The organism is Moorena producens 3L (assembly GCF_000211815.1).
Lineage (GTDB): Bacteria > Cyanobacteriota > Cyanobacteriia > Cyanobacteriales > Coleofasciculaceae > Moorena > Moorena producens.
The window spans coordinates 1-18376 of record NZ_GL890969.1; the positions used below are offsets into that span (position 1 = coordinate 1).

The 18376-nt window shown below is 44.7% G+C and carries 17 protein-coding genes; 12 read left to right on the plus strand and 5 right to left on the minus strand.

Annotation, left to right across the window (positions count from 1 at the left end; genetic code table 11):
* Window positions 1-61 precede the first annotated feature (61 nt).
* The 3 genes from LYNGBM3L_RS27960 to LYNGBM3L_RS44485 form a co-directional block, all read right to left on the minus strand.
* The gene (locus LYNGBM3L_RS27960) at window positions 62-451 is read right to left on the minus strand and encodes a mannose-binding lectin (protein ID WP_075873683.1); all 390 of its coding nucleotides are present in this window, start codon (window positions 449-451) and stop codon (window positions 62-64) included.
* Between the two features lie 608 nt (window positions 452-1059).
* Window positions 1060-3033 (minus strand): iron uptake porin, encoded by a 1974-nt coding sequence (locus tag LYNGBM3L_RS27965; protein ID WP_229414746.1) that lies wholly within the window; start codon window positions 3031-3033, stop codon window positions 1060-1062.
* A gap of 470 nt (window positions 3034-3503) precedes the next feature.
* Entirely contained in the window at window positions 3504-3644 is a 141-nt protein-coding gene (locus tag LYNGBM3L_RS44485; RefSeq protein ID WP_154659944.1) for a hypothetical protein, read from the minus strand.
* A gap of 281 nt (window positions 3645-3925) precedes the next feature.
* Between LYNGBM3L_RS44485 and LYNGBM3L_RS37265 the strand changes: the two genes are divergently transcribed.
* The 7 genes from LYNGBM3L_RS37265 (at window position 3926) to LYNGBM3L_RS28005 (ending at window position 11464) form a co-directional block, all read left to right on the plus strand.
* Window positions 3926-4063: an element excision factor XisI family protein gene (locus tag LYNGBM3L_RS37265; RefSeq protein ID WP_008189358.1), complete on the plus strand. Its 138-nt coding sequence runs from the start codon at window positions 3926-3928 to the stop codon at window positions 4061-4063.
* 101 nt (window positions 4064-4164) lie between these two features.
* On the plus strand, window positions 4165-5379 hold the full coding sequence (locus tag LYNGBM3L_RS27975) for an RNA-guided endonuclease InsQ/TnpB family protein (protein ID WP_008189359.1): 1215 nt from the start codon (window positions 4165-4167) through the stop codon (window positions 5377-5379).
* Window positions 5380-5385: 6 nt separating this feature from the next.
* On the plus strand, window positions 5386-5601 hold the full coding sequence (locus tag LYNGBM3L_RS27980) for an element excision factor XisI family protein (protein ID WP_008189361.1): 216 nt from the start codon (window positions 5386-5388) through the stop codon (window positions 5599-5601).
* An 88-nt stretch (window positions 5602-5689) separates the two neighbouring features.
* Window positions 5690-6982 carry an AAA-like domain-containing protein gene (locus LYNGBM3L_RS27985; protein WP_008189363.1) on the plus strand — a complete coding sequence of 431 codons (1293 nt, stop codon included), beginning with the start codon at window positions 5690-5692 and terminating at the stop codon, window positions 6980-6982.
* Window positions 6979-10254 carry a CHAT domain-containing protein gene (locus LYNGBM3L_RS41990; RefSeq protein WP_008189364.1) on the plus strand — a complete coding sequence of 1092 codons (3276 nt, stop codon included), beginning with the start codon at window positions 6979-6981 and terminating at the stop codon, window positions 10252-10254. Before LYNGBM3L_RS27985 ends, LYNGBM3L_RS41990 begins: the two co-directional genes overlap by 4 nt.
* A gap of 116 nt (window positions 10255-10370) precedes the next feature.
* Complete coding sequence (locus tag LYNGBM3L_RS28000) at window positions 10371-10577, plus strand: type II toxin-antitoxin system HicB family antitoxin (RefSeq protein WP_008189365.1); 207 nt, start codon at window positions 10371-10373, stop codon at window positions 10575-10577.
* A gap of 281 nt (window positions 10578-10858) precedes the next feature.
* Window positions 10859-11464 carry a Uma2 family endonuclease gene (locus LYNGBM3L_RS28005; protein WP_008189366.1) on the plus strand — a complete coding sequence of 202 codons (606 nt, stop codon included), beginning with the start codon at window positions 10859-10861 and terminating at the stop codon, window positions 11462-11464.
* 166 nt (window positions 11465-11630) lie between these two features.
* On the opposite strand, the gene LYNGBM3L_RS28010 is transcribed toward LYNGBM3L_RS28005, so the two are convergent.
* Both LYNGBM3L_RS28010 and LYNGBM3L_RS28015 read right to left on the minus strand, forming a co-directional pair.
* A complete protein-coding gene (locus tag LYNGBM3L_RS28010; RefSeq protein WP_044495145.1) occupies window positions 11631-12230 on the minus strand; it encodes a PAS domain-containing protein in 600 nt (199 codons plus the stop codon).
* Between the two features lie 395 nt (window positions 12231-12625).
* Complete coding sequence (locus tag LYNGBM3L_RS28015; protein WP_008189368.1) at window positions 12626-13819, minus strand: HEAT repeat domain-containing protein; 1194 nt, start codon at window positions 13817-13819, stop codon at window positions 12626-12628.
* A gap of 766 nt (window positions 13820-14585) precedes the next feature.
* On the opposite strand from LYNGBM3L_RS28015, the gene LYNGBM3L_RS28020 reads away from it, so the two are divergent.
* From LYNGBM3L_RS28020 to LYNGBM3L_RS45260, 5 genes are all read left to right on the plus strand, one after another.
* Window positions 14586-15149, plus strand: coding sequence for a globin family protein (locus LYNGBM3L_RS28020; protein WP_008189369.1), 564 nt, complete (start codon window positions 14586-14588; stop codon window positions 15147-15149).
* Window positions 15150-15174: 25 nt separating this feature from the next.
* Window positions 15175-15819, plus strand: coding sequence for a cytochrome c3 family protein (locus LYNGBM3L_RS28025; RefSeq protein WP_008189370.1), 645 nt, complete (start codon window positions 15175-15177; stop codon window positions 15817-15819).
* A complete protein-coding gene (locus tag LYNGBM3L_RS28030) occupies window positions 15816-16658 on the plus strand; it encodes a cytochrome c3 family protein (protein ID WP_008189372.1) in 843 nt (280 codons plus the stop codon). The genes LYNGBM3L_RS28025 and LYNGBM3L_RS28030 overlap by 4 nt, the downstream gene beginning before the upstream one ends.
* A 154-nt stretch (window positions 16659-16812) precedes the next feature.
* On the plus strand, window positions 16813-17457 hold the full coding sequence (locus LYNGBM3L_RS28035) for a Tll0287-like domain-containing protein (protein WP_008189374.1): 645 nt from the start codon (window positions 16813-16815) through the stop codon (window positions 17455-17457).
* Window positions 17458-17769: 312 nt separating this feature from the next.
* A partial coding sequence (locus LYNGBM3L_RS45260; protein WP_044495149.1) for a hypothetical protein occupies window positions 17770-18376 on the plus strand: 607 nt, incomplete at its 3' end.

Below are 18376 nucleotides of genomic sequence, written 5' to 3' on the forward strand. Positions count from 1 at the left end.
TGAGCACAGCTAGCCACTATTTGGTAGGGATGCTCACCAGACAGAATTCAATAAATTCTATCTATGGCTCGTATACGAGATTGCCATCATCGTTGGCAATGTGCTCATCTAGATCAATGTCGGCCTGATTCAAGCTTCCATCAATTTTCTCGCACTTAGCATTCATGATACTTTCACCGGAGAGGTAAGTCTCCTTGCAAGTCTCAATGAAGTTGTCAGGCTGCCAGACAAGATTACCATCAAGATTTTCAATGTAATAGTTCAGGTCAATACAAGTGTAGTTGAACTGATGATCCCTCGTGTAACAATGAGCGCATAACTCAGAAGCACTAACATGGGGAACAGAGCAACTTTGGCTAAAGTCACCTGCAAAAGCATTATTTGCAAATACACCAAAAGAGATTGCCACGGTAAACAGAAAACAAGCAATTGTTTTCAAGAGACCTTTCATGATCATTAACTCCAAAAATGGATAACTAACTAGCATCTGGAACCCATAACAGCCTGTTAAAAAAACTGCTATCGGGTGTAATGTAACCCTTATTTAGGCTTACAAATTAAATCTACCTACACATTTTTAGCTAGTCAACACTTTTCTACCGAGAGAGAAAAGTGCTTATAATCCTGCAAATTTGTATCAAAATTTACTAATTGACAAACAAATCAAAACATGTATTGGTCAGTGGCGATCGCATTGACGCTTTGGCCTCTCCCTTTGCCTAGCCTAGGGTTCAACAGGCAATCCCAAAGGGGCGAAAGGTACGAATTTGTATTATATTTTACAAATTGACAAATTTATCAAAAAATGTATTAGTAAGTGGCGATAGCATGGACGCTTTGGGGTCCCGCTTCGCCATTAGCCCGAAGAGCTAGCACCTTCAAGGGATCGCTACCGATAGTGAGGCGATGGAGGTTTCGGGGTCCCGCTTCCTGTAAGCAAAGGGATGACAGTGGTGAGGGGGCTTGCTCGGTCGTAAAGTTTCCAGTCAAATTTCCCTAACAGCTTTGATCCCGACGCTCACCAACCATGGGTAGAGCGCGGGACGTCAAGCCTAAAAATTAAAAGGTGAAGGTGGTTCTGAGAGTACCAATGACCACATCATCGTTGTCAGAACTTTGGTTAGGATTGAGAAGCCAAATCACACCAGGGGTGACGGAGATGTTGTTGTTGACTTTGTACTTATAGAACGCTGAAACCTGGTAGGCAAAATCATTGTCAAAGTTACTGTTGCCATTATCCAAATCCAGTCCTCTGAGGGTTGGTGCCGCACCACCAAAAATTCCGGCCAGATTACCTTTTTTGCCCAAATCGGGGAAAGCGATACCAGCAGCAAAGTTCCAAATTTCAGCATCACCCAAGCCAATCAACTCAGCATCGGTGTAGCCTGCCCAGCCATTGAGTACGATGTTGGGGGTAAGTCTCAAAGAGGTTTCAACACCGAAAGAGTTGCTTTCCACTCTTGCGGTATCAAAGTCAACTGTGCCTAAACTGGTAGCATTCCCCAAAGCTGTTGGATTGAGATTAGCCAGGGCTGTGCCAGTACCCCCTAGGATTAAACGGGGTCGTCCAGCACCATTATTTTCGTAACCCCGAATGTAGGTGAATCCAACTTTGAAATCACTACCATAAACCAACTGAGCGATCGCAGAAAAGTTGCCATTGAATAGACCCTGGCCTTCTTGAGGATTGCTAGCGGTGTTGGAGATGTAACCTAAATCAATCCGAACATCCTTGATGGGCTTGATGGCAAGAGCAGCACCAGCACCGAATGGCCCAATCCGATAGATGGGATTACGTTCAGCAAAACGGGTAATAGCATTGGAACCACCAGCACGACCTTCAAAGAAAGGGTTAACGGTATCGACGTAATAGTGATGCAGTGCTCGGTTAGCCAACAGTTGAACCGTTACTTTATCCCCTAGGGGGAACTTATAGCGCAAGATATCAATAATAACGTCATTACCACTCGGTCCATCGTAGGTAAAGCGACCTTCTTGAGTTCCCGCCAGCTCGCCACCAGCCCCTGTGATCAAGGTTGGGGCATCCCCAGCCTGAAGACGGGTTTGGAGCATGTCCTTACCGGTAAAGCTGGTTAAGAAGTTGAGACGAGTCCGGTTGTGAAAAACAGTCTGAACATCATCAGCATCCCCTCCAAAGGCATCAGCTAGAGCAAAGATCACCTCACCCTTGAGTTTAGTGGTGGTGGAAAACTGATGGTCTTCTAAGAAGGCTACCCGTCCTTCTAGGTTATCTACTCGTGCCCCTAGGGTAGCCAGTTCTGTTTCAAACTCTTGTATTAACCGTTGTAGACTTTCTAAGTCCTCACGGGTGATAAAATCTCCAGTAACGCCCCCCAGTAAACGCTCAATTTGGTTCAAACAGGAATTCAAACCAGCAGCAAATTCGTAGCGAGTCAAAGCTCGGTTACCCCGGAAGGTAGCATTGGGATAACCAGCAATACAGCCGTAGCGTTCTACCAAAGAGCGTAATGCTTCATAAGCCCAATCTCCAGGGGAAATGTCTCTGAGTTGAGACACATTAGTGACTTGTTCCATAGAGTCATCCTCTACAGTCTGTCCACTCAGTTGAGAAACACCAGTCACCGGTCCCATCAAGTCATCCTCTGCAGTTTCCTCGTCACCGTATGACGTCACTGAATCACTAGCAGAATTACTGATAGTGGAATTACTGATAGTGGAATTACTGGTAGTGGAATTACTGGTAGTGGAATTACTGGTAGTGGAATTACTGAGCTTAACCGTATACCCAGTAGAGGCATCAGAGGCATCAGCCACTAATGGCAGATCAGAGGCAAGAACGGACTGAGTTAGGGAAGTGACCTCAGGGAGTGCTTGTAAAGTCAGTGTTTCTACTGTAGTGGTAGGCTTGACAGCGGATTCTTGAGAGATAGTCTCTTCTGGCAAAGCTTCCTCAGTTGCTGCTACTGCTGAGGATGAAATCAATAGGGTTGCCCCAACAAACAAGGTGGGGCATTTTAGCACAGAGAGCCACAAATTTTTTGATCTGTTCACAGGGTTTCCTCACACTCAATCAGGGTTTTGACTCGATCAAGTCAACACGACTACCGTCAAGTCAACACGACTACCGTCTCTTGTCAGGTCTGTCACTAATTCATGACAAATTGATTACAACATGGCACACAGAGATAACAGATCAGGAAATACCAGCTTCAGAATTCTGGTAGTTTTTCTGCTCATCTCCCGATCCCGTAATGCTCCTTTGTCCTGAGTTAGTGTCATTTGAGCCCTTTTTGATCAGTTTTTGATCAAGGGATAGTTAAGAGACGATTAACTTTAACGATTTTAAGAATTACCTTGGATGGAGGTTTTGTTTGTATTTTTTAATACAAAAAATTTAGGCTTGATGGAATTAAAGCATATTAATTATGCAATTATGGTAATAATATTCGATATTAGATCAGGTTTAACCTCTGTAATCCAAATTTTTGATATATGATACATATTTATTTTAATTAACACTGTTATAAGTAACAATAAACAATTATTAAATTCGGGAATCGGGAATCGGGAATCGGGAATCGGGAATCGGGAATCGGGAATCGGGAATCGGGAATCGGGAACAGGGAACAGGGAGGGTGCATCTGAGTTTGGCAATTAGGCAAAAATTCCCACACTCCCCGCGCCCGGGCCCCACACTCCCTTTTTACAAATATGAGATGCACCCAACATCAGCTACGTAGAAAATAACTTAGAATTAGTGTTTGTAGAATTACCGAAGTTTGAGAAGCAGTTGGAGGAGTTAGACCAACTCGATGAGTTGTGGATGTATTTTTTAAAAAATGCGCCTTCCTTAGAGACGGTGCCACTGAAAATGGCGAATAAGCCTAAAATAATACAAGGTAAAACTACTAGTTTTTGACCCAGACAAGGAGGTAGTTGTACAGTGGAACGATTGAACCAGTATCGGCAATGGATTCAGCAGGTGTTAGCTCGACATAAACAGTTTGTACCTTCTTATGGTGAGATTGAACAATTTACAGTGTTTGACCACAACGATGATCATTACTTACGGGGCTCCTAAGGCTGAAAGCCCCGTGTTTTTAAACCGGGGATGAAAGCCAGTAGCGACTAAAGTCGCTAAATAGTGTAAGATAAAATAGTAACGGAGGAGGTCGATATCCGGTGATCATAATTGAGTTCAAAGCCTACGGGAAAGAAAGTCAGTACTCTGCAATAGATGAGGCTATTCGGACAGTTAAGTTTATCCGTAATTGTTGCATTAGATTATGGATGGACAATAAAGGAACCGGGAAATATGACCTCAGTAAGTATTGCAAATTACTGGCCAAGCAATTACCTTTCGCTAATGAACTGAACTCAACAGCGCGACAGGCTGCGTCTGAGCGTGCATGGTCATCGATCGTTCGATTTTACGACAATTGCAAGAAAAAGATACCTGGCAAGAAAGGATTCCCTCGCTTCCAAAAGCATTGCCGTTCAGTAGAGTATAAGCAATCTGGATGGAAACTATCGCCTGACAAGAAAGCTATAACATTCAGGGACAAAAAAAGCATAGGAAAACTGAAGCTCAAGGGGACATGGGACTTGTGGCGATTTGATTTAAAGCAAATAAAGCGAGTTCGCATTGTTAAAAGGGCTGACGGATACTATGTTCAGTTTTGTATTGCGGTTGATGTAAAAGAAGAATTAGACCCTTCCAGGAAGACTATAGGGCTAGATGTAGGACTGAAAGAGTTTTACACTGACTCTGATGGCTACTCAGAGTCTAATCCTCGTTTTTATAGAAAGGGAGAAGAACGTCTAAAGTTTTATCAACGCCGGGTATCTCGGAAGAAAAAAGGCTCAGCCAATCGGAAAAAAGCCATTAATAGACTAGGTAGACACCATCTTAAAATAAGTAGGCAGCGTGAAGAACATGCCAAGAGACTGGCACGTTGCGTAATCCGATCTAACGATTTGGTCGCCTACGAAGATTTAAGGGTTAAGAATCTAGTTAAAAATCACTGTCTCGCTAAATCTATTAATGATGCTGGTTGGTATCAATTTAGGAAATGGTTAGAGCACTTTGGAACAAAATTCGGCAGGGTCACCGTTGCAGTAAATCCTGCCTATACCAGTCAAAACTGCTCTGAATGCGGTGAAATCGTGAAGAAGTCACTATCAACTAGGACTCACGCCTGTAAGTGTGGTTGTAGATTAGATCGAGATCACAACGCCGCAGTCAACATTCTGAAGAGAGCTTTGGGTACGGTGGGGCACACCGGAACCTGGGTCTTAGACCCCAACGCTTCGGGAGATTTGACCTCTACTGTTCTTGGTTCCGGCCAGGTTCAGCAAGTCGAATCGTTGAGCGAAGAATCCCCGTCTCGCGATTAGCGGGGAGTGTCAATAGTAACAGTTGGCTGGTCAGGTGACCGTCGAGTTTGTGGTTCGTTGATCCATATTGATATCAAGGGAGAAAAAATCTGGATTCAACATGATGGTACTGGGGTTGGTGTAGCCGATGAGCTCGTAGAATTAGGAGTACCTAAGTCAGAAATTGTGATCGGTTATCATGACCCCAACGCACGTAAGTTGACAGAATTTGCCGTAGGTTAAAAGGTGAGTTATGCCTGAGTTGTACCTGAGTTGGGCTAAGTCCCTAGGAAAGAGCGTTATAGTTTGATTAGCTCATCTAACCTAGACCATGCCACGCTCACTTAGAGTTCGCCCAGAGTATATTGACCAGGTAAAATTAGCGGTTCAACGCAACGGTTTCCCTCGCCAGAAAGATTTAGCTGATGAGTTATTGATATCTCTATCAACCGTCAATAATTATCTCAATGGCAGAGCTGTAGATAACCTGAATTTCAAAGAAATTAGTGAAAAACTGGGGCAAGACTGGAACGCCATTGCATTCTTTGACGAAAATACTGGCAATGATACGTCAGCCCATGGGACAGTAAACTCAGAAGTAGTGATCACACACTGCCCTGAGGAAGACTCTTCATTGATTTATGTCCAACGTCCTCCCATTGAACAGTCTTGTTATCAAGCCCTTTTAGGTCCCGGTGCCTTGGTCAGGATTAAAGCTCCGAGGCTGATGGGGAAGACATTGCTGATGGTGAGAATGTTGGATCAGCTTGCCGAGAAGGGCTACCGAAAGGCTTATGTAAATTTCCACTTAGCCCATAGCAATGACTTGACCGATGTCGATCGATTGTTCAAGTGGTTTTGTATCAGTGTTGGTCAAAGCTTGAAGATACCGAATCGGTTGAGAGACTATTGGGATGAAGACTTTTCCACGGCTAAAGTCGATTGTACCGAATACTTTGAGAACTATCTTCTGCCTGAAGCTGGCGCTCCCGTGGTTTTATGTCTCGATGAAGTAGACCGAGTTTTTCCCTACCCTGAGGTGGCTTCAGAATTTTTGGGATTGCTGAGGGCGTGGCACGAACGGGGGAAAGTGGAACAGGTCTGGAAACGATTACGGTTGGTGGTTGTCCATTCCACAGATGTCTATATCCCTCTCAATATAAATGAATCCCCGTTTAATGTGGGAGTGCCCATTGAATTACCAGAATTTACCCCGGAACAAGTCCAGGAATTAGCCCGACAACATGGACAGGATTGGAGTGAATCCCTTGTGGAGCAACTGATGGGGATGGTGGGAGGTCATCCTGATCTGGTACAGCAAGCCTTATCTCACTGCCAAATCCACGGTAATAACTCCCTGGCGCAACTGTTGCAAGCCGCTCCCACAGATGCTGGCATCTACGCCAACCACCTGCGACATCTGTGGCGGATGCTGCAACCACACCCAGACTTGGCAAAAGCACTATTACAGGTGATTGATGCTAACGCTCCTGTGCATCTGGACTTGATAGCAGCCTATAAGTTGTACAGCATGGGGCTAGTGAAAAAGCAAGGCAATCAGGTCATGGCCAGTTGTAATTTATATCGACAGTATTTTAGAGACCACCTAGGAGAACTGCTATGAGTACAGGAGCCTATCAGGTTGGGGGATGCCTACCACCCGATGCTAGTACTTATGTGGTGCGTACCGCTGACGGGGAACTTTATCAGCAGTTGCTGGCTGGAGAGTTTTGCTATGTCTTGAATTCCCGCCAAATGGGGAAGTCTTCCCTGAGAGTGCGAACCATGAAACGGCTGCAAAACCACGGGGTGGCTTGTGCATCCATTGATATTACGGAATTAGGAACCCAACAGGTTACCCCAGAGAAATGGTATGGCGGCTTAACCAAAACTCTGATTAACCGATTCGGTCTACAGGAGAAATTATCATTTCGCAGCTGGCTCAATGAGCACAAAGATATTCCCCCAGTACAGCTTTTTCGGGAGTTTATCGAAGAAGTCTTACTGATCCAAATTGCCGAACGGATTGTTATTTTTATTGATGAAATTGATAGCGTTCTGCAACTGGCGTTTAAAGATGACTTCTTTGCCCTAATTCGAGCCTGTTATAACAAACGGGCGGAAAATTCTGCCTATAATCGCATCAGTTTTGTGCTGTTGGGGGTGGCGACACCAGGGGATTTAATAGCAGATAAAGACCGCACCCCGTTTAATATTGGCCGAGCAGTTGAGTTACATGGCTTTCAACTCCATGAAGTTGAGCCGTTAGTCAAGGGATTGGAGGGAAACGTCAGTAACCCCCAAGCTGTTATCGAGGAGATAGTAACGTGGACAGGAGGACAACCGTTTCTTACTCAAAAGCTCTGTCAGTTGGTGGTTAGTTCTGGGTGTTGGGATCCCCCCCAATCCTTCACAAGTTTGGATCCCCCCCAATCCTTCACAAGTTTGGATCCCCCCCAACCCCCCTTAATAAGGGGGGAGAATAAATCGATTGAGAAGCCCTTAACAAGTTTGGATCCCCCCCAACCCCCCTTAATAAGGGGGGAGAAGGAGAGGGAGAAGGAATGGATTGAGAGGTTGGTGCGATCGCATTTTATCGACAACTGGGAAGCTACCGATCAACCGGAACACTTGAAGACCATACGCGATCGCATTCTTTGTAATGAGCAACGGGCTGCCTATTTGTTGGAATTGTATCAGCAGGTGTGGCAGCAGGGGGAAGTTGTTGCTAATAACAGTTTTGAGGAGGGGAAGTTACAGTTATCTGGGTTAGTGGTCAAGCACAGACTTGGAACCTCTCCAGTGCTTAAAGTCTATAACCCGATCTACCGTGAAGTCTTTAATCAGGACTGGATTAACCAAGAATTAGCCCACTTACGTCCCTATTCGGAAGCCTTTAGGGGTTGGGTGGCCTCGGATTGTCAGGATCAGTCACTATTGTTGCGCGGTCAAACTCTAAAGAATGCTCAAGCTTGGGCAAAGGGTAAGAATTTAAGTTATCAGGATCAACAGTTTCTGGCAGCAAGTGAGAAAAAGCAGATAGAGGAGCAAATCGCTCAAAAGGAACGAGATGCGGAATTAGAGAGAGAGAGGAAAGATAGGGAAGCAGCCCAGAAGATAAATCTGGTACTAACTGAGGCAAATCGCAAAGCGAAACGACAGATGCGTTTCGGGTTGGGTGTGTTAGTTTTAGCGTTATTGGGAGCTGGGATTTCTGTAAAAATAGCAGTAATTCTAGTAGTAGACGCGAATCGTCAGGTTGATTCTGCCAAGATAGAACTTAACCAGGTAAAGCAAGAATTTCAAAATGTATCCCAGCTATCTCGACTAGCTGTAAGACTTGACAGAGCAAAGAAGCACTCTGAGGCAGAAAGAGCCAGGAAAAAAGCAGCTCTGTCCTTTCAGATTCAAGACTATGAACTCAAACAAGCGATGCTGCTGAGCAATATTGCGATTGCTTATCAGCAACTTGAACAGTTTGATCAGGCAATGAAGGCAGTTTCAGAGAGTTTGAAACTATTAGCAAATTCAGATAAGAGAAACTCTCTAGATCACTCAATCATTCTTGCTCAAGCTTTAACTACCAAAGGTCATCTGCTGGCAGCTCAAGGAGATACTGAAGGAGCCTTGTCTGCTTACGGTAATGCTTTTGATACTATCCAATCCTTAGGTAGTGATTTAAGCAGCATAAATTCAGCTATAAAGGTTAATTTTATAGAGATTGTAGAGAGTGTTTATCAGGGGTTTATCGGGTCACTTTTGGATTCTGAGGAAACTGGCTCTAACCAGCAAAATCTCAGAAAAGTTCGTCAGGTTATTGAATCACTCCATTTGACTCAACTCAATAACTTCCGTGAGATAGTTCCCTTGAATCCTAATCTCATCGACATTGACCAGATTGATTCCCAAGCAGCAGTAATCTATCCTATTCTTTTGGACGACCGCTTGGAAGTAATTCTTCACTTGCCAGGTCAAGCATTGCACCACTACTCAACACCTTTATCTGCAAAAGAAGTTGAGGAAACGCTTAGCAGTTTTAAAGAGGCAGTGCGAATCGTGCATAGACGTTTATGGCGTAGATTCTCCCCAAAAGTTTACGAATGGCTTATTAAACCAGCAGAAACTAAGTTAGCTAAAAGCAACATCAAGACTATCGTATTTGTGCCCAATAGTAGGCTAAGAAGTATTCCCATGGCAGCTCTCTACGATGGTGAGCAGCATTTAGTAGAAAAATATGCCATTGCTGTCACCCCCGCTTTACAGAGTCTAGAGCCTCAGCCCCAGAAACAAAAACCTTTAAAAGCTTTGATTGCTGGAGTTTCTGAATTCCGCCAAGGCTATTCACCATTACCCTTTGTTGAGGTGGAGGTAAAAAAAATTAGCTCAATGATACCAAGTTCAATCCTACTTAATCAGGACTTCACTGGTAAAGCCCTGGAAAACGCACTTAACTCCTCTTACTTCCCTATAGTTCACTTGGCAAGCCATTCACAGTTTTCTTCAGAATCAGAAGATACATTTATACTTACTTGGGATGGAAAAATTAAAGCCAAGGACTTTGAAAAGTTACTGAGTTCAAGAGAACAGGAAAAATTTGACCCGATTGAATTACTCGTTCTCAGTTATTGTAGTACTGCTCAAAGTAATAATCAAACACCTTTTAGATTCGCAGGATTAGCCCTAAGGTCTAGATTCCGCAGTATTCTCGGCGCTCTGTGGTTTATTGACGACCAAGCCACTGCTGAGCTAATGGGTCAGTTTTACCAAGAATTTACTCAACGGAACGTTACCAAAGCTGAAGCCCTGCGCCTTGCTCAGTTAAGTACCTTGAAAGACCCTAACTACGAACATCCCTATTACTGGGCACCCTTTGTTCTAATCGGTGACTGGCGCTAAGGGGCTATGACGTAGCGCGAACAGCCGTCAGCCGTCAGCCGTCAGCTAAAAGCTCACGCTACTTGAAAAGTCGCAAACCGCTAGAAGATATTATTAAATTAAAAAACTAGAATTTCATGAAAACATTTACTGCAATTGTTGAGCGAGATTTAGATACCAATCTCTACGTTGGTTATATTCCAGGATTTAAAGGCGCACATTCTCAGGGAGAAACCTTAGACGAGTTAAAGGAAAATTTGCGAGAAGTAATGGAAATGCTGCTAGAAGATGAGAATTTAACCTTTGAAACAGAATTTGTCGGTACAAAACAAATTGTGGTCTGATAGTTACAGCGTTTTTCATAACTATTAGGTGCGCTTGACCCATTAAGAATTAAATTCGCCACGGGTCGCACCTGAGGTACACAGAATTTTTTCACTCTTGCCTCTTGCCTCTTGCCTCTTGCCTTCCCCTCCTGGGAGGGGTTAGGGGTGGGTTCCTCTTGCCTCTTGCCTCTTGCCTGCTCCCTAAAACGTAGAAATTTGTACCTCACCGAATTGAAAACCGCTGTAAGTACCAATAACTAGAATAGAAGAAACTCTGTTGTGCGGGAAGCAACTAAATCATGACATTCGCCACCACAGCTGTTGAAACTAATCCGATTGTGCTGAGGATGCCCCCGGCACTGGAGATGGATGATGACCAATTTTTTGAATTTTGTCAGGTTAACCGAGAATTACGTATTGAGCGGACATCAGAGGGAGAAATAATTGTTATGCCCCCAACAGGAGGTGAAACCGGAAAACGTAATCTAAGTATAGGTGGTCAGTTGTGGACTTGGGTGGAACAGGACGGTACAGGAGTAGGTTTTGACTCATCCACTGGTTTCAAACTTCCCAATGGTGCAGAACGTTCCCCTGATGCCTCTTGGGTAAAGTTAGAAAGATGGGAAGCCCTAACACCTCAACAAAGGCAAAAATTTGCTCCCATATGCCCGGATTTTGTGATTGAATTGCGTTCCCCCACTGATAGGGTGAAAGATCTCAAGAACAAGATGGAGGAGTACAGGTCAAATGGCGCTAGCTTGGGGTGGTTGATTGACCCAAATAGTCGTCAGGTGTATATTTACCGTCCTGGGGTAGAAGTGGAACAGTTGGACAATCCGGCTACGGTCAAGGGTGATGAGTCGGTACTGCCTGGTTTCGTGCTGAAGCTGGATAAAATCTGGTAAGGGTAACGGATTAGCCTTGTCAACCCAAGCAGAGAAGCACAATCAGCCATCTGTGCTAGTTAATTGATGATCTTACTCAGGAATTTCCTCAATTCCAGAGAAAGGGTAATGATAAAACCGGATTGTAGAGCCCTGATGTCTTTGACTTCGAGCTCTTTTAGCGGTTCTAGAACCCAGTCACATTAAGTATGATCCACTGGATACTAACCACATTGCCTTGAGAGTCACAACAGACAGACACTGACATATCAACCGCTACAGGTTTACCTTGCCGTGGACACAATACCACTTGCCAGTCCTTGAGCTTTTGCAATTCCTGGAGCTGGTGGAGTTGGAGGTCGAACCGATTAGACTCAGCTTCACTGATAAAGCTCATCAGCGGTTTACCCACCAGATAATACTGCTGTACGTTTAGTAGACTAGCAGCTGCACTGTTTGCTTCTTGGATAATTCCTTGAGCATTGGTTACCAGGTAACCCTCCGGAGCCAATTCAAACAAATTATGGTAGTGTTGTTGCCGTGCTTGTAACACAGCGTAAGCCGCTTGCAAAGCCTCATACTTCTCGCTGAGTTCCTCAAAACCGGTAGAGAGTTCCTCTAGAGCAGCATAGAGCAGCTCCGGCTTTAGAGAGGATTGCTTAGGATCTAGTGATTCAATTTTGAGGCACTTTTGACCTGGAATCTGGTGCTTAGTAAAGTCAAAGCCTGGATTTGTGTTCAGTGAACTCAGAAGTGCTTTGAATACGGTATCGTCGTTTATATTCACTCGTATTTCTCCATCCACAGAGCAAGTCTAGGAACAATTGAGGCTGGACTACTCAATGGCCTTCTATTAAATCGTCCCCTAGGGTTCGCGAGTGTACTTGATGGTAGCAAATTTTTGTGGCAAAATCATGAAGCAAACGCCCATAATTGGCTTTTAAACCACGCTTGCTCCGCAATATCTTTGCTTTTATTGATTTTTCTGTTGTCTCTATGGATGGCTCAGATCGGCTTTCCTCAATTAAAGTCCACCTTAGGGATTTGAGTTAAGGGGTAGCCCACTTCTGAATTAAACCACAATTATAGAGTATAGCACAAAAAAATGCAAGCCTTAGCAACGGTAGACCATGAAGGCTTTACGCCCCTAGACTAAAGGGAATTTAGAATGAGAATTTACAATCAGAATTTTTTGAGGGCTGCGATCGCATGCAAGCTCACGGAGTGATCTGAATCTGCCACCAAGTCTTTGAGTAAGGGTATTGATTTAAATTGAGCTAATTGTCCTAGGGACATGGCTAGAGTTTGTTTGATTTGGTGATCTTCGGTAGCCACTTGCCCTGATTGACAAAAGTCGATCAAAATCTCAGCGGCTTTGGGTTTCAAATAGTCTGACTCTACCATCCCCAGGACGCTAATGATTTCCCGACAGACTGGTGTGGGTGCCTCCCTCAGCACTGCTTGTAACTGTTGTAGGGAATTGGTAGTAAACTCCCAACTGAAAGCACGGACAATCTCGATTTGTAAACTGATTGGTGTAGCTGGTGACTGGAGTGCCTTAACTAACGCTTGATGGGCTTCCAAGGTAGCTAAACGCCCGAGTGCGATCGCAGCTTGGTGGCAAACCTCCAAATTCAGGTCATAAAGCAATGGTTTAATCCGCTTGACTAGATCTAAATCTGGCAACAGAGTGCGTAGTAACCCTAGACCAATCACCGCTTCTTTCCTCACCGCTGCCACTTGATCGCTTATGGCATTCAGGAGAACTGGAGTAATTGAGGGTGAGCGAAAATTACTGAGGGTTTCAATAGCAGTAGCCCGTATTTCCGAGCTGGGGTCATTAACCACACTCAGCAATGGCTCAATCACTTCCGGACGGTGAATATGAGCCAGGGCTTGCACTGCCAATAATCTGGCCTCTGGGGATTCTGGGAAACGGCTTAAAGCCGCCACCGCTGAAGTCCCAATGTTTGCCAGTGCCTCAGAAGCCATATAGGCTAACTCTTCATCCTCACCATCCTTCAGCAATTTGACTAGCACCATCACCACTGCCGGGTCATCAAACTGACCTAAGATCCGACCAGCAAACCAACGGACTTCCAAATCTAGTGCTTCATCTTCTAGGATGCTGATCACCGGAGCAATAACGGCTTTCCCCAGTTTTGGTAGCACCTTTACTAAAGCCCATTTTTCTTGAAAATCCCCACTCTTGAGCACCTGTAATCCCAGACTCAAAGCTAGCTGGAACTCTTCATCACTTAACCGCTGCTGTGTCTGACCATTTTTCCCTAAGGACAACTGCTGAAGATGGTGAGTGAGTAATGAAAAATTTTCCTGCTGTCCAGCAAGACTTGCTTGTTTTAAAATGTTCAGCATTGTTTAATCGTTGCCTCACGGCAATAAAAAATTAACTGCATCAAATTCACTGCATTGGACTACTATCTCGATCACACAGGAGACTGATCCGACGAACAGCTGATTTTCCAGCGTTACTTAATAATGGAATGATTTTAAGAGTCAGGTGCGCGCCTCCAAGGCCGCGAGCAATCCCTCGCGGCCTTGGGTCGCACCTGTGGAATGGGCATCAGGCGTGGAACTGGCAAGATGCCAGTTTCAATATATGTGTGGAACTGGCAAGATGCCAGTTCCACACATATATGTTCGGGCGGGCAGGATGCCCACTCTACTCCTATTAATTCGAAGATTCAGCAACGCCGAATATCGGACTCTAATTTAAGCGTTCTCCAACCAAAGCCTAATTATCAAATCCAAAATGTATTAAATGCAATATTTTGATGCATAATATAAAATTTTATAAATTCTTTGTAACAAAAGCTACGATGTTTCCCGATTGTGAAACCTATCGTTATATCTCGATATGGACTATTGATCTAATCACATCGACTTAGTCAGTGTTAGTCAGTGGGAACCTTACACAGTTAGACATCTTGAAAATCCTGCCTGGTGGGAGGTTATCTCCACTGGGCATCTACCTTTAGGGGATGTCAAACTCTCAACCTCAATGACTCCAACCCAAAAGTGGGTTGAAGTAAGTATAGGGGGCTCGGTGCCAAGCTAACAGTTAAATCCCATCTAAATCCCATCTAAATCCCATCTAAATCCTAGGGAGTGATATATAGCAATGTCTTTACAAGTCGAACTATTAGAACAAAGCTTTGATAAGGTTAAGCCTCGCGCTACAGAATTTGTAGCCAGCTTCTACGAAAATCTATTCACCGATTATCCAGCCGCCCAGCCTCTGTTCGATACCACAGACATGGTTGCGCAAAAGAAAAAACTGCTGGCTTCCTTGGTACTGGTAGTAGAAAATCTACGTAAACCAGATACCCTCAGTTCAGCCCTCAAAGGACTAGGAGCGAGACATGTTCAGTATGGAGCGCTGCCAGAACATTATCCATTAGTGGGCAATAGCCTCCTAAAAACCTTTGAGCAATACTTGGGGGCGGATTGGACACCAGAGGTCAAGCAAGCCTGGGTAGATGCCTACGGAGCCATTACCACCATCATGTTGGATGGTGCGGATTATTCCTCTGAAGAAGTGGAGTTAGATTCCCCAAAACCAGAGGCCACAAAACCCAGCCCCCAACAGTATGAGGTGCCGGAAACAAACATTAACTGGCCCTTAGTCGGTGGCGTGTTTGGGGCTGGTGGAATTGTCACCCTGATCCTGGCCATGCTCTTGTAAGCCATCCTGTTGTAAATAGTTAAAAATGGCAAGCAATCTGGGTAAGTTTTTTAAGCCTACTATTCTCCAATCCAAGGTAGTCATCATCGGTGTGATGGTGATCCTACTAACGTGGTTAAGCGCTGCCTTCGCTTTAGATCACCGCAGTGTGTTCCTTCCTGGCACTACCTCGGAGGGGCATGTTTTGTTTGAGGTCTCCTGTAACTCCTGTCATGAGGGGTTTAAACCGGTCACCAACGAAACCTGTATGCGCTGTCACGAAGCCGAAATGGCAGCAGATGCTCACGGATCTAAAAAGTTCCGTGACCCCCGTTGGGCTGAACTCTTAACCAAGATAGATGTACTAACCTGTACTGCTTGTCATAACGAACACGTCCATATGTTTGGGCGAGGAGTTCACCTCAAGCCAGACCTATGTATGGCTTGCCATGAGGGCATCATCACCGGTGACTTAGCCAGTCATACAGGATTTGCTCCGGATGGTTGCTGGACCGCAGGCTGTCATAACTTCCACGACCACCGCTCCATCTCGACAGGATTCCTGCGTCAGAATATCGATCAGTTGCCGATGTTGCCAGAACCTGTACTGTTGGAGCGCACAGTTACTGGGGAATTAGAAGAAGCGCCTACTCCCGATTTAGGTGAAGAATTCCTGGGGAGCGAGTCATGAAAAAACTGATTGTGATTATACTCGTCCTCATTGGGTTTGTATTCGTCAGCGGTATCCGAGGTAACACAAACACTGTTATTGATGTAGCCACTAATGGGGGTGTGCCCAAAGACGCCGCTGCATCCCTTTCCCAAGCGGAATTAGTTGAAATTAATCAGTTGTGGCAAGGCAGTGCTCATGCCTTAGCAGACGTTAACTGCTCTAGCTGTCACCAAGACTCTGACACTAAAGAATTAGTGGTTAAACCAACCCAGGAAAGTTGTCAAAGTTGCCATGAGGTAGCAGTTGAGACCTTTCTGTATGGTAAGCATGGCATTCGGATCTCAGAAGGACTATCTCCCTTGACACCAGCAATGGCTCATTTGCCGATGAAAGAGTCAGCGATGGACAAGCAAATGAACTGCAACAGCTGTCACAATGTCCATTCTGTAAATACCTGGCAAGCCTCTGTAGATTCCTGCTTGACCTGTCATAATGACACCCACTCCCTCAACTATCAAAACTCAAAGCATGCCGAACTATTGGCCGACCAAGGTACGTTACCCAGACCTAATGGTGAATCGGTCACCTGTGCTAGCTGTCATCTACCTCGTCAGCAGCTGGAAAACACAGAAAACACAATTGTCGTTAATCACAACAATACCTTTACTCTTAAACCACGCGATCGCATGGTTAAGGAAGTTTGTATGAACTGCCACAGCGTCGAGTATAGCTATAACAGCATCTTCGACGATGAGCTAGTAGAGGAAAACTTTGCTCGACCTCCTAGCCTTCAGCTAGAAACCTTTGATCTAGTTCGTGCATTTGAGAAGAAACGGTCGAGTAACGCTGAACAGTAGTAAAAGCTACTAATTAACGCTACTAATTAACGCTACTAGTAGTAAAAGCTACTAATTAAAGCTACTAGCTAACGCTAATCATTCCTAGCCCTAGTCATAGCTACGTCATAGCCACGTCATACCAATTAAATACAAGGAGAGGAAACACGAAATCATGGCAATCAATACATTGCTACATCGCATGAAAACCAAAGCTGTGGGCTTAATTGCCTTAGGTTTAGCGATTTGCGTCACTGTTGTAGCTTGTGGCGGCGGTTCCAGTCAGCAAGCTGGAGGTGTTGCTCCGGAATTAGTTGTGGATTATATCCATACTGTACTGTTAGCAGACCGCACCGCTTACACCAAGCACGTTATTAACCGCTTAAAGAAATTAGAAGGCAAAGACAAGCCAAAGGGAGTAGTTGATGCTGAAGCCACTGAAGGTTGGCAACAAACTGGTGGTATTCCCCTACCAGCTCAAATGTTCCGTCTAGGAGCAGAGATTGCTTCTGATAACGGAGAGTTTACCTACGGCTTAATTTCCCCTTGGAACATCAACGATAACCAAGCGCCAAAATCTGAATTTGAAAAGAAAGCAATGGCAGAAGTGGTTGAAACTGGTGAGCCTTACAAAGACTATCAAGAAATTGCTGGTACAACCTATTTTTCTGCCGTCTACCCTGATAAAGCCGTCGCTGAAGCCTGTGTCACTTGCCACAACACCCATCCTGTACACAAAGAGCGCTATCCTGACAAAGTCTTCGAGATGGGCGAAGTCATGGGTGGCGTCATCATTAATCTGCCTCTAAAAGGCACCTAATTTTTAGGGGAAATGTGTCAGCAATCAGCTATCAGCAATCAGCTATCAGCAATCAGCTATCAGCTATCAGCTATCAGCTATCAGCTATCAGCTATCAGCTATCAGCTATTAGCTATCAGCTTATGCCCACGCTACTTGAGGTGCTATCAACTATCACCCAAAGACTGACTGCTGACTGCTGACTGCTGACTGCTGACTGCTAACTGCTAACTGCTGACTGCTGACTGCTGACTGCTAACTGCTGATTGCTGACTGCTAACTGCTGACTGCTGACTGCTTAAAAAATAGGTTTAACCGAAAAGCCACTATGTTATGAAGCCCAAATTTTCTACCTTAATCATCCTCACCTTCATCTGTGTGGTAATTCTGACTCCCTTTGCCCTCAGTTCCCTTTATCTACCGATGCTGCGGGACAATTATTTTAAATGGTATCAGCTTTTACAAGGGGAACTTTATAAGCAAATTACCGGCTATCTATCCCTAGCCTTTGTATTGTTTGAGATGGTACTAACAGCTAGAAAGCGTAGTCGTGGCTGGATGATTAAGTTGACTATTCCTGGTTCTATGCAGCTGTGGCGCAGTTTACATATCTTTTTGGGAGTCGCACTTTTAGGGACAACATTAATTCATACCATTGGGGCGACGGGTAAGAATTTTAATTCTATATTCCTGTGGGTATTTTTTGGTGTAACCCTATCGGCTCTAGTCGGTGTTGTGGCGGAAACCGGGGTGTTAGAATCTCCTAGAAAATATTTTGGTTGGGTGCCAGCAAAGGATGGCATTGGCAGCATGCTACCGGGTATATCTAAAGGCCCCCTAATTCGTAATCTACGCTCTATCTGGCTATCCACCCATATCTTCCTAGTCAGTGTATTCTTTGTGATGCTAGGATTTCACATATTTATCGCCTATTACTATC

Coding starts and splice junctions, on each gene's coding strand:
- LYNGBM3L_RS28005 (WP_008189366.1), top strand. CDS start 10,859: ATGACATTCGCCACCACAGCTGTTGAAACTAATCCGATTGTGCTGAGG.
- LYNGBM3L_RS28030 (WP_008189372.1), top strand. CDS start 15,816: ATGAAAAAACTGATTGTGATTATACTCGTCCTCATTGGGTTTGTATTC.
- LYNGBM3L_RS27985 (WP_008189363.1), top strand. CDS start 5,690: ATGCCACGCTCACTTAGAGTTCGCCCAGAGTATATTGACCAGGTAAAA.
- LYNGBM3L_RS27960 (WP_075873683.1), bottom strand. CDS start 451: ATGAAAGGTCTCTTGAAAACAATTGCTTGTTTTCTGTTTACCGTGGCA.
- LYNGBM3L_RS28020 (WP_008189369.1), top strand. CDS start 14,586: ATGTCTTTACAAGTCGAACTATTAGAACAAAGCTTTGATAAGGTTAAG.
- LYNGBM3L_RS28000 (WP_008189365.1), top strand. CDS start 10,371: ATGAAAACATTTACTGCAATTGTTGAGCGAGATTTAGATACCAATCTC.
- LYNGBM3L_RS41990 (WP_008189364.1), top strand. CDS start 6,979: ATGAGTACAGGAGCCTATCAGGTTGGGGGATGCCTACCACCCGATGCT.
- LYNGBM3L_RS28035 (WP_008189374.1), top strand. CDS start 16,813: ATGGCAATCAATACATTGCTACATCGCATGAAAACCAAAGCTGTGGGC.
- LYNGBM3L_RS28025 (WP_008189370.1), top strand. CDS start 15,175: ATGGCAAGCAATCTGGGTAAGTTTTTTAAGCCTACTATTCTCCAATCC.
- LYNGBM3L_RS28015 (WP_008189368.1), bottom strand. CDS start 13,819: ATGCTGAACATTTTAAAACAAGCAAGTCTTGCTGGACAGCAGGAAAAT.